Raw genomic sequence first — 15,010 nt, forward strand, 5'->3', positions numbered from 1 at the left:
GATTTTTATTGGGAGTGGAGGAAGTAAATTCTAAATCTGCTGTATTTTTACAATTGTTTGACACCCCCCTAACTGATTGACAATGCCGAGTATGCTTACCGTTTTTCTGGTTGATGATGACATCGATGATCAGGAAATTTTTCTCTTTGTCATGAAGGAAGCCTATTCTCAGGCTGAATGTATATTGGCGCAGGACGGCATACAGGCACTCGAAAAGTTGAGGGATACCTCATTTCTCCCCGATATTATTTTCGTTGACATTAACATGCCCCGGATGAATGGCACGGAATTTCTTTTGGAGCTGAAAAAAATGTCCAGGCTATCAAACACACCAGTTTTTATGTATTCCACTTCCTACGAACAGGAAATTGTAGCCCGGTGTAAAAACCTTGGCGCCACGGGTTTTGTAAAAAAATATGCTGATACGGATGAGGTTAAGAGAGAGTTTCTGCAGATTTTCAGCAACCTGAACGCACACGGATGATGGAAGCCGGCTTGAATAAGACCCTTGAATTTCTTGCCGGAGGCGGGGAAATGGGAGAGCGGATCCGCCATTTCGACTGGCAACAAAACACGCTCGGGGACCCGCAGCATTGGCCGCAAAGCCTTAAAACCTGTGTCAGGATCATGCTTAGTTCCAAACAACCGATTTGGATCGGATGGGGACATGGGCTCATTAAACTTTATAACGACGCCTACATTGACATTGTCCGCGGTAAACATCCCGTCGCGCTGGGCCAGCCTGCGTCTGTGGTTTGGAAGGATATCTGGAAGGATATTGAGCCATTGCTTACGCGGGCAATGGACAGGGACGAAGGTACTTATGTGGAGTCGCAGCTGCTCATTATGGAGCGGAGTGGGTTCCCGGAAGAGACTTATTATACATTTTCTTATACACCGGTACTGGGGGACGACGGGCGGCCTGCGGGGATAATTTGCTACAATACTGCGGATACCGCTCGTATCATCAATGAACGGTCGCTGAAAACCATGCAGCAGCTGGATACGCTGGGGCAAAAGAAAACGGAAGAGGACGTATACCGACAGGCTGCCAAAGCGCTATCGGTCAACACGAGGGATTTCCCTTTTGCGATCATATACAAAATTACGGATGACGGGCAAAAAGCGAAGATGGTCGCTACCACCGGCATTACCGAAGACCACCCCGGACTTTCTCAAACTATCGATTTACAGGTGCCTGGCGAAGAGGCTGATACCATTTCGACGGCGGTATCAGAAAACAGGATCGTAGAGTCAGGAAGTGATGGCAGATGGCAGCAACTGCCTCAGGGAGCCTGGGATGTGGCACCCAGAAATTTTCTGGATGTGCCTATCAAGTCAGCCAATAAGAAGTACCCACTAGCGGTACTGACCGTCGCGCTGAACCCTTACCGAAAGTTTGATGATGCTTACCGGAATTTTATCCAGCTCATTGCGGATCAGATCTCGCTGGGCGTGAACAATGCACTCGCCTACGAAGAGGAGCGGATGCGGGCGAAAGCATTGGAAGAGCTTGACAAGGCGAAAACGCTATTTTTTACCAATATCAGCCATGAGTTCCGTACGCCTTTGATGCTCATATTAGGCCCGCTCGAAGAGCTGCTGAACAAGACAGGCATCAATTTGAGTTTGTTGGAAAAACAAAACCTGGAAGTTACCCATCGGAATGCGCTGCGGTTGTTAAAGCTGGTCAATACCCTGCTGGACTTCAGCCGGATTGAGAGTGGCAGGAACGAGGCTCGGTTTGTGTCGACCGAAATTAGTGCATTCACGAAAAACCTGGCTTCTAATTTCCGTTCGGTGATTGAAAAGGCTGATTTACAGCTCAAACTGAACGTGGAGCAAATCAGCGAGCCGGTGTATGTGGACAGGCAAATGTGGGAAAAGATCGTTTTCAATCTTTTGTCCAATGCATTTAAATATACATTGGAAGGTACGATCACGCTCACACTTACTTCGCAGAACGGTCAGCTGGTACTATCGGTGGAAGACACCGGCGTGGGTATTCCGCAAAAGGAATTGCCGCGCATGTTTGATCGGTTTCATCGGGTGCAGAACACCGCCGGACGAACCTATGAAGGTACCGGAATTGGGCTATCGCTGATCAAAGAACTGGTTCTGCTGCATCAGGGCACTATTGAGGTGCAGAGTATGGAAGGAAAAGGAAGCATTTTTACAGTCGCCATTCCTTTTGGTAAAGAGCATTTACCATCAGCTCAGGTCCATACAGACCAGACCGATTTTGAAGATATTATTTCCAATGTTTTTGTGGAGGAGGCATCGACGCTCCTGGAAATCGGGAATGACGATCTGGATCAGAATAATCATTTCCTTGTTTCGGATGGAGCGGGGCGCGAGCTGGTACTCGTCGTCGACGACAATGCGGATATGCGCCAACACATCAAGTCGCTGCTTGGAACTAAATACGACATAATTACTGCTTCCAACGGCCTGGATGCTTTACCTAAAATAGCAGCATACAAGCCTTCGCTGATCCTGAGTGATATTATGATGCCTGAAATGGACGGTATCGAGCTGCTCCGGCATGTGAAAGAAGGAGAGGAAACCGCCCGGATTCCCGTGATCCTCATCACCGCCAGGGCCGGAGAGGAATCGAAGATAGAAGGTTATGAGATTGGGGCGGACGATTACCTCGTCAAGCCGTTTTCAACCAATGAGCTGCTGGCCAGGATTAAAGCGCAGATCAGAATTGCAAAAGCGCGGAAGCAGGTCGAGCAGCGGCTGCAAGGATTTTTAATGCAAATGCCTGCGGCTGTATCGGTCGTAGAAGGGCCGACTTACCGGTTTACGCTTGTCAATTCGATGTTTCAGAAGCTCGCTGGCAAGACCAGTGCTGAATTGATAGGAAGTACCATTGAGCAGTCGTTCCCGGAATTGTCCGGACAGGAACTGATGCAAATGTATGATGAGGTATATCGATCCGGCAAGCCGGTGACCAGATATGAATTGCCGATTTCCTGGCGGTATGAGAATAAAATCCGGACTGGTTACTTTGATATGGTGATTTATCCGATCAAAGATGAAAAAGAAGAGTTGACGGAATTACTGTTACATGCAGTGGAATCGACCGGGCAGGTTTTGGCACGAAAAAATATTGAAGAAAGTGAAAAGAAATTCCGTACCCTCACGGAAACACTACCGCAGCTGGTATGGATGACAGACGAAAATGGCGTGCAGCTTTTTGCGTCGCGTCGTTGGACGGAGTACACGGGCATTGTACCTACTGACGAGGATTCGTGGATGAAAATCGTGTACGAAAGCGACATTCAAAACATTGTACTGGCGTGGGGGAAAAGCCTGAAAACGGGTGAAACCTACAGGGTCGAAGTCAGATTGAAGAATAAAAAAGGCGAGTATCGATGGCATTCCGGGCGAGGTGAGCCTATCCGTAACGAGGCAGGGGACATTATCAACTGGATTGGGGCATTTACCGATATCCACGACCAGCGGATCTTTACCGATCAGCTGGAAAGAAAGGTAGAGCAGCGAACCGAGGACTTGGTGAAGGCGAATAAGGAGTTGGAATCGTTCAATTACATTGCTAGCCATGATTTGCAAGAGCCGTTGCGTAAGATACAGACTTTCATCAATCTCATTGAAAAGAACAGCAATGATACGGAGGCTGTGCAGCGGTACTATCACAAAATATACGCTTCGGCCCAGCGCATGAGCGACCTGATCCAGTCCGTACTGAGTTACAGCCGACTTGCTAAAACCGGGGAGGAGTATACGGATACAGACCTGAACAAGATTTTGAATGATATTAAAATTGATTTTGAACTCTTGCTGGCAGAGAAAGACGCTACCATTACCAGCGATGATTTGCCGGTGATCCGCGCCAACGGATTTCAGATCAACCAGCTATTCTCAAACCTGATCAGCAACTCGCTGAAATTTTCAAAGAACAAACCGCACATACACATTGCTGCTGAATTGACCACTGCTCGTGACATAACCGTTAGCAACGCTGTTGATCCATCCGAACGATTTGTAAGGCTTACTTTTTCGGATAATGGTATTGGTTTTGAGCAGGAGTTCAGCGAAAAGATATTCAGCCTTTTTCAGCGGCTGCATGGCAAGCATGAGTATTCGGGAACGGGTATCGGGCTTAGCATTGTTAAAAAAATCGTAGAGCAGCATGATGGATTTATTGTGGCAGAATCGAAGCCGGGAGAGGGCGCGGTTTTTAATATTTGGCTACCGGTTTTAGAATGATGCATTGTAATTGCCACCTGATTTTTGTGAAATACCTGACAGTCATTGCCCTTGTGTTGGTCGCTGTGTCTTTTTCGGTTGCACAGCAGGACAGCGTTCGGCGACGGATTATCCTGATCGGCGATGCCGGGGAAATCAATCCAAAACAATCTTACGCGCTACATGATGCAGCGGGAAATGTTATTGCCGGAAAAACCACGGTGATGTTTCTCGGCGACAATGTATATCCCCACGGAATAGGTCTGCCGGGTAGCGCTGATGAATCGGTTACACAGCAGATACTGCGTGCTCAGTTTGAACCGATGAGGGCAAAAGGAGCTCCGGTTTATTTTGTTCCAGGTAACCACGATTGGGACCGTTCCGGCCGGGACGGGCTTGCCAGGATCAGGCAAATGGGTGAATTTCTGCGCAACCAGCAAGATCCCGGACTTACATTGGTACCGCCCAACGGATGCCCTGATCCGGTTGCAATTAACCTCGGTGATAGCGTAGTAGTGATTGCATTCGACAGTGAATGGTGGTTATTTCCATACTTAAAAACTGATACTGCGGACGCTTGCTCTTGCCATACGAAAGAAGAAGTACTGTCCCGTATGCAGGAACTGAAAACCCGGAACGCCGGAAAATTTATTTTGCTCGCATCTCACCATCCGTTCCAGAGCTACGGCACGCATGGCGGGAAATACAGTCTGAAAGATCATATTTTTCCGTTGACAGCTGTCAAAAAATGGCTATACATTCCATTGCCCGTGATCGGATCATTGTATCCTGCCTTGCGAACGATTTTCAGAAATCCTGAGGACCTGGGCCATACTTTGTACAAAGATATGATCAGTAAAGTAGGCGGTGTTTTTGAGGATGATCCTAATGTCGTTTTTGTGGCAGGTCACGAGCATGGCCTTCAACTGATCCGCGACAAGCGTTTGCAGGTAGTGAGCGGCTCAGGTTCAAAGCGTTCTTTTGCCAAAATGGGCAAACATTCGCTGTTTTCTGACACGAGACAGGGCTTTGTTACCATTGATCTGTTAGGCAAAAAGGAGCTGCGGATCACCTATTATGCGCTTTCCAGGAAGGTAATGGGCACTGTTTTCGATTTTACATTACCTTTTCGGGAAATAAAATAGCAGGTACGGTTATTAACAAGAATAATGATAGCCTACTTCGCTGTCACCTGATAAACCTTGCCTTTTTCGGTCGCAAATGCATTGACATAACCCAGTGCCGTCTTTTCATTTTTAGTCACAACACCTTGAATAGTAACCGGAACAGACGTTCTTAGGACACATTTCGCACCATTGATAGACTTGATGGAAGATTTGGCAAGTTTGTTGTTTTTCCAATCCATACCCACTTCAAAACCACCTCTGGCCCTTAATCCTTTCACATGACCCTCTTTCCAAACGGAAGGCAATGCGGGTAGCAGGCTGATTTCATCCAAATGGCTCTGGATCAGCATTTCTGACATTCCGGCGGTCCCAGCAAAATTACCATCGATTTGAAACGGAGGGTGCGCATCGAAGAAATTGGGATAGGTACCACCACCGAGTACACTGCCTTCGACATTATTGGTATACTGCATCAGCTGGCGGATGAGCTTGTAGGCATGGTCGCCGTCCAATAACCTCGCCCAAAAATTGATTTTCCAACCTTTACTCCAACCGGTGCCCACGTCACCACGGATTTCGAGTGTTTTCTTGGCCGCTTCAAAAAACTTGGGTGTTAATGTCGGAGAAATCTGGCGTCCGGGATGAAGGCCGAAAAGGTGCGAAACGTGGCGGTGCTGCGGATCTGTTTCCGGAAAATCCTTGTACCATTCCTGCAACTGGCCTTTGCTGCCGATTTGCAATGGAAGCAATTTGGCGCGTTTTTCGGTCAGAAGTTTGGTGAACTCAGCATCATCGCCCAGGTCCTTACCCGCATCGATGAGGTTTGAAAAAAGATCATAAATAATCGACATATCCATGGTAGTACCGATGGAGACAGCCGCTTCCTCGCCATTTTCCTGCTTGAACTTATTTTCAGGAGAGGTGGACGGCGCTGTTACCAGGTAGCCGTTTTTGCCTTCAACCAGCCAGTCGAGACTGAAAAGAGCGGCTTCTTTCATGATCGGATAAGCCTTTTCGCGCAGGAAGGTTTTGTCGCCGGTAAAGCGGTAATGTTCCCACAAATGCTGACAAAGCCAGTTTCCGCCCATGTACCAGTTGGCCCACACGGGATCGCCGTCCCCCACATTACCCACGGGATTGGACATGCCCCAGATGTCTGCATTATGATGCGCTACCCAGCCGCGCGCGCCGTAAAATTCCTTGGCTGTTACTTTGCCCGTTTCAGAAAGATCCTTGATCCAATCGAGCAGCGGCACGTGCATTTCGGAAAGGTTGGCGACTTCTGCCGGCCAATAATTCATCTCCGTGTTAATGTTGATCGTATAATTAGAGCTCCAAGGCGGTCTCATTTCTTTATTCCAGATTCCCTGAAGATTGGCTGGTGGCCCGGCTGGAACACCTTTTTGAGCCGGACGAGAAGAAGAAATGAGCAAATACCGACCAAACTGAAAATAGAGCATTTCCAGTCCGGGATCATAAGTACCTTTGGAATAGCTCATTAAGCGCTCGTCGGCGGGCAGTTTGATATTCGGGTTGTTAATCGTGGTGTCTTTTACATTCAGTACCAACCTGTTAAAATAAGTTTGGTAGTCGGCGGTATGGGCACTCAGTAATGTCGCGTAAGGTTTGGCTAACGCTTTGTTCAGATAGTTTTGGGCCAATGCTTTTTCATCTTTGCCATCCTTGTCAGGACATTTGTCAAAACCATTGAAACTGGACGCTGCGGACAGATAAATAGTCACTTCCGTCGCGTTTTTTACCTGAATACCAGCCGTGTCCGTCGCGATCTGCCCGTCTTTGCTCACCGCTTTGATCCTGAACTGAAACCTGGGGCCGCCGCAACCCGCCGGATCGTCATAAATGATCGGCTGCTGGCCTTTTGGATTGTAATAATTGGGATTGACATGCGAAGGCGCCTTCCCACTCACGATCAGCTCCCTGGTAGCAGAGGTAGAGAGCGAGTATTTCAACTGACTACTCGCTGATACCACAAAATTGAGCTTTTTAGGCTGAGAGGCACTGATCTTAACGATCAGGATATTGTCAGGTGCCGATGTGAACACCTCCCTTTTGTACTCCACGCCATTGACCGTAAATCGGGTAGATGCGATCGCATTGTCAATGTTGAGGTCACGGTAGTAGGCAGTAGGCTTGGCACCCTGCAAATCATGTACGATTTTGACGTCGCCCATCGGCATGTAGGATTCGGTGAAAAGCCCTTGCATTTTTTTGGCCAGCTGGTTGGCTTTCTGATAGTCCTCCTCTTTTAATAATGCTTCGCGGAGCTGGGGGAGGTAGGAGGGAGACTCAGGGTTCACCTTCGTTTTAACAGGTCCGCCCGACCATAATGTGCTTTCATTGAGCTGTAAAAGCTCCTGTTCCACACCACCGAACACCATTGCTCCGATGCGGCCATTGCCGACGGGCAGGGCCTCTACCCATTGCGTGGCTGGCTTGTTATACCAGAGTTTAAGATTTTGTTTTTGTGCAAAAACCTGTGAGACCAGGCAACAGAAAACGGAAAACAGTAGCGTTTTTTTCATTGATTTTACTAAGCTGAAAATGCTTGTTCAGGATCATTTTGTTTGCCGGTAAAAGGCTGAAATCGAACCGGCGTTTCAAGTACGCCATTTGAATTTGCAAATAACAGCTGATGTTAAAATAGCTTACTGTTTTGGTAAAATCAGCGCATATCTTTATAAAAATCTATTATTCCTTCGTATTGTTTAATGTAAAATTGGTGTTTCCATTATTGATTGAGATAAAATATCATTTTCATAAAGACATAAAATGACTGAATTTGGGAGTACTAATTCATATCGCGCTCCACTGTTTGACCGAATGACAGAAAATGATATTTTTGATATTATTACCTTCAAAATCAACAACTAATACTTTTCCAATGAAATGGATTTTACTCAGTATTCTGCTAGTCTTCACATTTCTGGCTGGTCAGGCCCAGGAAAAGCAAGGAATTGATTTTCAGGACATATCCTGGAAAGAAGTGCGGCAAAAAGCCAGTCGGGAAAACAAATATGTCTTTTTGTATGCCTATACCAAATCCTGTCGTTTTTGTCGGCAAATGGAGAAAGAGACTTTCCCCAAACCGGAGGTCATTGATTACTATAACTCCGGTTTTGTGAGTTATAAAATCAATATTGAGGACGGAGCAGGCGGGCAGGCACTTTCCGAGCAATATGGCATCGTCGGTTTTCCTACCTATATGTACTTCGATAACGCCGGTAAGCGGGTTCACCAGAGCAGTGGTATGAAACCTGCTGACGGATTTATTATGGATGGCAAAAACGCGCACAACCCCGAGACGGCACTCTTTACATTGAAAGAAAAATACGACGGAGGCGACCGGTCTGCTGCATTTCTTTACAATTACAGCACCGCACTCGACTTTTATGCAGATGCCAGCAATCCCCAGGAGAAAGTGGCTGGCGAGTACCTGGCGACGCAGTCCGCTAGTGAATTGGAATCTGAGAAGAACCTTCGTTTTATTTTTACAAAATACCTGGCCTACCAGTCTCCGACGACACAATATTTTTTGCAAAACCATGAGAAGTTTACAACCATTTTCAGTGCAGACGAGGTAGAAAGCAGGGCGGTGGGTATCCTGACGCAAACAGCAAACAGGGCAGGAGGCGCTAAGGATACTATCCTCTTGAAAGATGTTAAAAATATGATTACCAGGGAATTCGAAGGTAATGCCCGATTTTCTTTATTAACGGATATTCACTTCTATGGCGGCCGGCGAGACTGGATCCAATACGCCAGGGCAACAAAGAAATACAGCGACGAGCTGGCAGGAAATGATTGGAGGACGTTGCATGATACTGCCGTGTATCTCAAACATTTCGCGAAGGAAAAGGAAGCTTTGGTGATCGGCATCCAGTTGATGGAGAAAGTCATCATGACCGAAAGAAGCTACGAAAACCTCTTCCTCCTGGCGCAACTCCAACGTAAAACAGGCAAAAATACACTGGCGCTGAACTCCGCCAAAGAAGCCGTGAAAGTAGCAAGCCAGAGCGGAGACGATAGCGGGGAGGCAACCGAGTTTATTGCGGAGGTGGGAGGTGTTGCGAAATGAGAGCTGAAATACAAAGGAGAAGAAAAGGACAAAATCTTTTTTGAAGCGCTTATTTAGGTGATTTGAGATCTACAACGTTCGTGCGATAGATCCTTTAAAAATCAGTTAGCTGTAATGTCCTTTTGCGGATACTATTGTAACTACCACGCTTTTTTCGTCTACAGCGTACACTATCCTATGTTCCTGGGTAATTCTCCTGGACCAGAAGCCGGCAAGGTTATGTTTTAATTGCTCAGGCTGACCTATTCCAGTATAAGGATGCTCGGTTAGCTCGTCGAGGAGTTTCCGGATTTTCTTGAGCACAGGCATATTTCCGGACTTCTTAAGTTTTTCAATCCCTTCCAAGGCCTTTGGTGTAAATTCAATGGAATAGCTCATAAACCGAGTAACTTATCAAAATCGGCTTTGTCTACTTTGGTTGTCTTTCCTTCCCGGTATTGATTGATTCCTTCCTGAATTTCGGCCACTGTGTCCGGATCCATCAAGTATTTATCCTTTTCGCCCACGGGAGTTAAAGCGTAGGCTTTTTCTTTACCGCGCTGAATGATTACCTGTTCGTTTTTATCAGCGAGGTCCATGTACTTTTTTTGGTTATCCCTGAATTCTCTGGAACTAATTACAAGCATGGTTTTAGTATTAATGTACTAAATTGGTACACAGATGTGAAGTAAAAAGTTCAACCTGTTGGCAAAGACTCACTAGGTTCGCTTACAACCACTACCTAGCCTTCGCAAAAGTCTTCAATAATGGTGCGTCGAATGTTACTTCTACAGTAGGGCCACCGGCTGCGGATTGGTCGAATTTCAACGTTCCTGCCAGGCGCTCCTGCGAATCAGTGGTCAGGGATAGCGTTTCGGTGACGGCTGTTCCGGAATATTGGACGAGCTGGCCGTTGAGGCTGACCCAATAGAGCAGCCTTGGCGCCGCGTCCAGATCAACTTGCAAGCCCTCAATATGTACATCCACGCAGTTCATGGCGTCGCAGGATTTGATCTTTTCATCAATGTTGGTACCGGTGAAAATTAGTCTGCGGATCTTCTTTTTATCGTCGAATGCATCCGGCCCGATTACGAACCGTGCAAATTGCAGATCAACGTTGAATGTCTTTTTGGGACCTTTGTATACCAGCTTGCCTTTGGAATGATCGGCCGCCACGAAGGCAAGCAAAAAAATAAACACTGCAAACCCTGTCAGTCCCGAAATGAGACGTAAATGGCGCTGAACATGGTATCGGATTTTCATACGCTGATTGGAATAAGCCTAAAATTTATCCGAATTTAACAAAAATTATCATGAATCAGGCTTTCCATCGAAGCCTTTGAATGTCGCGTAAATCGCCATCGCATGACCGTGGCCCAGTGCAAAGTCTTCTTTAAGCCAGGCAACGATCTCGCCTGCTTTCACACCCTCTTTCAGCAACCCTTTTTCGGCTGCGATCGCCTTGAAATCTTCCGGTGTCTTACCGGTCTTTTTCTTAATGTTATCGATATACGCTTGAAATGACAAAGTTCTACGGTCGCGCCGTTATTTTAGGTGCAATTAGCAGCATTGGCACCGGAAGTCAAATTAAATGAAGGACTTTTTTCGATCCACCCGGATGCTGTGCTTTCAGAAGTAAAAACGACGGATCTGATCATTATTCCGGCCATGAGCGGGGCGTGATGAGTGCCACACATATGAACAGGGCCTATGCGGGCTGGATCGCGCGCCAGTACAAAGGCGGCGCAATTACCAGGAAACACTGGTGGTGGACCAGCTGGCACATCAGTTCAATGTTACCCGGAGGACATTCGAGCGCCGGTTCAAAAAGGCAACGCGAAATACTGTGGTGGAATACATTCAACGGGTGAAGGTGGAGACCCCCAAAATGCAGCTCGAAACGGGAAGAAAATCATTATTTTGATAAAAAAGATAAGATTTATGGGGTAAATTCTCGGAAATTCAGTCTCCTCTAAAAAATGACGCGGATAGGGACCATGAAGAATCTGAAAAAAAGACTGAAACAGGGAGAAACATTACACGGCTGCTGGCTCAACACAGGCAGCTCGCTCACCGCCGAGATCGTAGGTCTGTCCGGTTTCGACTGGGTGCTCATTGACCTCGAACACGGCGCGGGTTCTGAAAAGGACGTTTTACATCAGTTGCAGGCACTGGAACATACCCAAACCGCCGCAATCGTTCGGGTCGAAAGCTCCGAAAGCCAGCGCATTCACAGGGTACTGGATATGGGCGCGGAAGGAATTATGTGTCCGAAAATCACAGGCCCGGAAGGTGCCAAAAAGGTAGTGCAGGGATTGCATTACCCGCCAGACGGTGGCAGGGGTGTTGCGAAAATGGTTCGGGCGACTGGTTTTGGTCTGCATTTCAATGAATATTATCAGGAAGCGAAAGAGAATATACTCGGCATCGCGCAAATCGAAACGGTAGAGGTACTGGACCATCTGGACGAAGTGGCCGCCATCGAAGGCATTGATGTACTCTTCATAGGCCCCGCAGATCTGTCGATGGAGCTCGGGATTTTCGGTCAGTTTGATCATCCTCGGTTTAAGGAAGCGATGAAAGAAACCGTGAATGCAGCCCAGAAAGCCGGAAAAGCGACCGGTATCCTCTTCTTCAACCCCGAAGATTACCAAACTTACCACGACCTCGGCATCCGCTTTATCGCCTGCGGTTCCGACGCCACATTCGTCGCCGACGGGGCACGTAATCTTGCCAAAAAACTAGATTTTTTCAGATCCATCGCGAAACCCTGACATTCATGACCCTCCCTGCTTTCTTCAGCGACCCGCTTTTTATATTGCTAATTGGGATAATCATTGTAGTCGGCGGCATCATTGCGCTGCAACTGCATCCATTCCTGGCACTTTTACTGGGCGCATTCGCAGTGGCAGTGCTCACGCCCGGCTCCGCAATCGAACAGTTTGCTTTGGATAAAGGACAATCCCAGGCCGCTGCCCAAGCCCTCGCGGCAAAAAGTATTGGAGAGCGGATTGCTTTCGAATTCGGCAGTACCTGCGGTAAAATTGGCATTCTGATCGCAATGGCGGCGATTATTGGCAAGTGTATGCTGGAAAGCGGCGCCGCCGAGCGCATCGTGAGGGGAATGCTTCACGTTACCGGAGTGAAAAATGCGCCGGTTGCATTCCTGGTCAGCAGCTTTTTTCTGGGTATTCCGGTATTCTTCGACATTGTTATTTTCCTGATGATCCCGCTGGCGAAGGCAGTCAGTATGCGGATCGGGAAAAACTATCTGCTGCTGGTACTGGCGATCACCGGTGGTGCGGCCATGGCTAATTCGTTCGTGCCGCCAGCTCCGGGCCCGCTGTTTCTGATTGGTGAAATGAATATTCCAATCGGCATGATGATGGCCGGTGGCACAATGCTGGGGCTGGTTACCATTACGGCTGGGTATCTTTTTGCAGTATATGTCAATAAAAAATGGCCGGTAGTACTGCGTGACTCGCTGGATGCAAGGTTGGAGGATATCAAAGCACTCGCTGCAAAGGACAATTCACAACTTCCCGCGCTCTGGCTCGCATTGCTGCCCGTCGCGCTCCCGCTTGTGCTGATATGTACGGACAACATTCTGGATTCCATGATCGCTTCGGGCGCATTGGTGCCGGGGGATGGTTTTTTTGCGAAACTGATCACAGTCATTCAACTATTCGGCGATAAGAACATTGCCTTGATCGCGGGCGGCCTGGTTGCGCTGGTGGTGCTTGCCATGCAGAAGAAAGGAAGCAAGGAAGGAATGACCACGTTCGTACAAGCTGCGCTGATGAGTGGCGGTGGCATTATCCTCATCACAGCAGCAGGCGGCGCTTTTGGAGGTATTTTACAGCAAACCGGCATCAGTTCCAGAATTGGCGAGATGACCAAAGACTATCAAATGGCATTGATCCCAATGGCTTTTGTGATCAGCGCGGTGGTGCGTACGGCCCAGGGTTCTGCCACGGTCGCATTGATTACTGCTTCGGGGATACTGTCCGGGTTGGCGACGAGTTCGCATCTGGAATTTCATCCGATATACCTCGGGCTGGCGATTGGCTGCGGCTCGAAACTCGTTCCCTGGATGAATGACGCCGGTTTTTGGATCATTGTTAAAATCAGTAACCTGACCGAGCGGGAAGCATTGAAAACGTTTTCGCCCATGTTGGTCGTGATGGGGACGGTGGGGTTAGTGGTGTTGATGATCGCCGCGCAGTTGTTTCCGTTGGTTTGAATTTGAACAAGACTTACCAAGTCTACAAGAAAGACTTACCAAGTCTACAAGACTTGGCAAGTCTCGCTTCTATAAAATAATGTGAATATGGAAAAAATAGGATTCATTGGTTTAGGTATCATGGGTAAGCCCATGGCGCTCAATTTGTTAAAGGCAGGCTATCCGGTTTCAGTTTTGAAAAAAAGCAATGCGGTCAATGATCTCACCGACGCTGGTGCGCGGGCTTTTGAAACTGGCAAAGAATTGGCTGCGGCCAGCGACATTGTCATTACCATGCTACCCGACTCGCCTCAGGTGGAAGAGGTAGTACTTAGCTCGGAAGGTGTTTTGGTAGGTATTAATTCCGGCTCGCTTTTTATCGATATGTCCACCATTGCGCCTGGTACTGCACGGCAATTGTACCAAAAGTTTCAGGAAAAAGGCGTGGAAGCATTGGACGCGCCTGTATCGGGTGGACAGGTAGGCGCGGAGTCGGCATCCTTATCGATCATGATCGGTGGGACTGAAAGTGCCTTTGTCAGAGCTTTGCCAATTTTTCGGGTAATGGGTAAAAACATTGTCCATATCGGAGAGCCGGGTGCCGGGCAGACTACCAAAGCCTGCAATCAGATGATCGTCGGAATGACCATCCAGGCTGTGGCGGAGGCATTTACATTGGCAGGAAAAGCGGGTGTTAACCTCGAAAAAATGCGGGAGGTACTGTTGGGCGGTTTTGCCCAAAGCCGTATTCTGGACCTGCATGGCAAACGGATGATCGAAGGGAACTTTAAACCCGGATTCAAGATCAGGCTGCATAAAAAAGACTTGAACATTGCATTGGAAACCGGCAAGGAACTGGGCGTATCATTGGGCGGAACTGCTCAGGCTGCTTCGCAAATGGATGCAGCCATCGCGCAAGGCAATGCTGAGCTCGATCACAGCGCATTGTTTCTGGTGTTAAATCAGGAAAAATAAAAGGAGTTTTTTCAGTCATTAAAATCAAAAAAATATATGCCCGGTCCGCTGATCAAAGAGATTTATATTACGCCTATTGCCATTGTTGACCCTCCTTTACTGAATGCAGCCGGCCTGCACGCACCCTATGCATTGCGCACGGTCGTGGAACTGGTCACCGACGACGGTATTTCCGGTATCAGCGAAATTCCGGGAAACAGCATTATTGACGAAGCATTGGAGCTGTCGCGCGACCTGCTGATGGGGAGAGATGTATTTCAATTAAACGAAATCCGGCAGGTGCTTACCAGCTATTTCGGCTTGGAAACGGCTGCTCAGCGTGGGGATGCGCCCTGGGACCAGCGCAAATTGGTGCACATTTTCAGTGCGATAGAAGTTGCCTGTCTGGATATTATC

At 47.9% G+C, this 15,010-nt stretch carries 14 protein-coding genes and 1 pseudogene; 10 read left to right on the plus strand and 5 right to left on the minus strand.

Annotated elements, in window-relative coordinates; translation table 11 throughout:
- The first annotated feature begins 91 nt into the window (after positions 1-91).
- The 3 genes from ABIO93_RS09055 to ABIO93_RS09065 are packed head-to-tail and all read left to right on the plus strand — an operon-like array spanning position 92 to position 5,360.
- Positions 92-484, plus strand: a complete 393-nt coding sequence (locus tag ABIO93_RS09055) for a response regulator (RefSeq protein WP_348066722.1) — start codon at positions 92-94, stop codon at positions 482-484.
- Complete coding sequence (locus tag ABIO93_RS09060) at positions 481-4,236, plus strand: ATP-binding protein (protein WP_348066724.1); 3,756 nt, start codon at positions 481-483, stop codon at positions 4,234-4,236. Before ABIO93_RS09055 ends, ABIO93_RS09060 begins: the two co-directional genes overlap by 4 nt.
- Positions 4,233-5,360 (plus strand): metallophosphoesterase, encoded by a 1,128-nt coding sequence (locus tag ABIO93_RS09065; RefSeq protein ID WP_348066726.1) that lies wholly within the window; start codon positions 4,233-4,235, stop codon positions 5,358-5,360. The genes ABIO93_RS09060 and ABIO93_RS09065 overlap by 4 nt, the downstream gene beginning before the upstream one ends.
- A gap of 32 nt (positions 5,361-5,392) precedes the next feature.
- Here ABIO93_RS09065 and ABIO93_RS09070 read toward each other — a convergent pair whose 3' ends face one another.
- Positions 5,393-7,885, minus strand: a complete 2,493-nt coding sequence (locus tag ABIO93_RS09070; RefSeq protein WP_348066728.1) for a glycoside hydrolase family 95 protein — start codon at positions 7,883-7,885, stop codon at positions 5,393-5,395.
- Positions 7,886-8,244: 359 nt separating this feature from the next.
- On the opposite strand from ABIO93_RS09070, the gene ABIO93_RS09075 reads away from it, so the two are divergent.
- Complete coding sequence (locus tag ABIO93_RS09075) at positions 8,245-9,438, plus strand: thioredoxin fold domain-containing protein (protein WP_348066730.1); 1,194 nt, start codon at positions 8,245-8,247, stop codon at positions 9,436-9,438.
- A gap of 105 nt (positions 9,439-9,543) precedes the next feature.
- Here ABIO93_RS09075 and ABIO93_RS09080 read toward each other — a convergent pair whose 3' ends face one another.
- From ABIO93_RS09080 to ABIO93_RS09095, 4 genes are all read right to left on the minus strand, one after another.
- Positions 9,544-9,816, minus strand: coding sequence for a Txe/YoeB family addiction module toxin (locus ABIO93_RS09080; protein WP_348066732.1), 273 nt, complete (start codon positions 9,814-9,816; stop codon positions 9,544-9,546).
- On the minus strand, positions 9,813-10,064 hold the full coding sequence (locus tag ABIO93_RS09085; protein ID WP_348066734.1) for a type II toxin-antitoxin system Phd/YefM family antitoxin: 252 nt from the start codon (positions 10,062-10,064) through the stop codon (positions 9,813-9,815). The genes ABIO93_RS09080 and ABIO93_RS09085 overlap by 4 nt, the downstream gene beginning before the upstream one ends.
- 91 nt (positions 10,065-10,155) lie before the next feature.
- Complete coding sequence (locus ABIO93_RS09090) at positions 10,156-10,680, minus strand: hypothetical protein (RefSeq protein WP_348066736.1); 525 nt, start codon at positions 10,678-10,680, stop codon at positions 10,156-10,158.
- A gap of 48 nt (positions 10,681-10,728) precedes the next feature.
- Positions 10,729-10,944 (minus strand): DUF4287 domain-containing protein, encoded by a 216-nt coding sequence (locus tag ABIO93_RS09095; RefSeq protein WP_348066738.1) that lies wholly within the window; start codon positions 10,942-10,944, stop codon positions 10,729-10,731.
- Positions 10,945-10,971: 27 nt separating this feature from the next.
- On the opposite strand from ABIO93_RS09095, the gene ABIO93_RS09100 reads away from it, so the two are divergent.
- The 6 genes and pseudogenes from ABIO93_RS09100 to ABIO93_RS09125 form a co-directional block, all read left to right on the plus strand.
- Complete coding sequence (locus tag ABIO93_RS09100) at positions 10,972-11,100, plus strand: hypothetical protein (RefSeq protein ID WP_348066740.1); 129 nt, start codon at positions 10,972-10,974, stop codon at positions 11,098-11,100.
- Positions 11,100-11,288, plus strand: coding sequence for a hypothetical protein (locus ABIO93_RS09105; protein ID WP_348066742.1), 189 nt, complete (start codon positions 11,100-11,102; stop codon positions 11,286-11,288). Before ABIO93_RS09100 ends, ABIO93_RS09105 begins: the two co-directional genes overlap by 1 nt.
- A 126-nt stretch (positions 11,289-11,414) precedes the next feature.
- Entirely contained in the window at positions 11,415-12,191 is a 777-nt protein-coding gene (locus ABIO93_RS09110; RefSeq protein ID WP_348066744.1) for an aldolase/citrate lyase family protein, read from the plus strand.
- 5 nt (positions 12,192-12,196) lie between these two features.
- Positions 12,197-13,660, plus strand: a complete 1,464-nt coding sequence (locus ABIO93_RS09115; protein WP_348066746.1) for an SLC13 family permease — start codon at positions 12,197-12,199, stop codon at positions 13,658-13,660.
- An 87-nt stretch (positions 13,661-13,747) separates the two neighbouring features.
- A complete protein-coding gene (locus tag ABIO93_RS09120) occupies positions 13,748-14,614 on the plus strand; it encodes a 2-hydroxy-3-oxopropionate reductase (protein ID WP_348066748.1) in 867 nt (288 codons plus the stop codon).
- Positions 14,615-14,650: 36 nt separating this feature from the next.
- A pseudogene (locus tag ABIO93_RS09125) lies at positions 14,651-15,010 on the plus strand (glucarate dehydratase); the annotation flags it as partial.

The sequence above is a fragment of the Dyadobacter sp. genome (genome assembly GCF_039919315.1).
In the GTDB taxonomy this organism is placed as follows: domain Bacteria; phylum Bacteroidota; class Bacteroidia; order Cytophagales; family Spirosomataceae; genus Dyadobacter.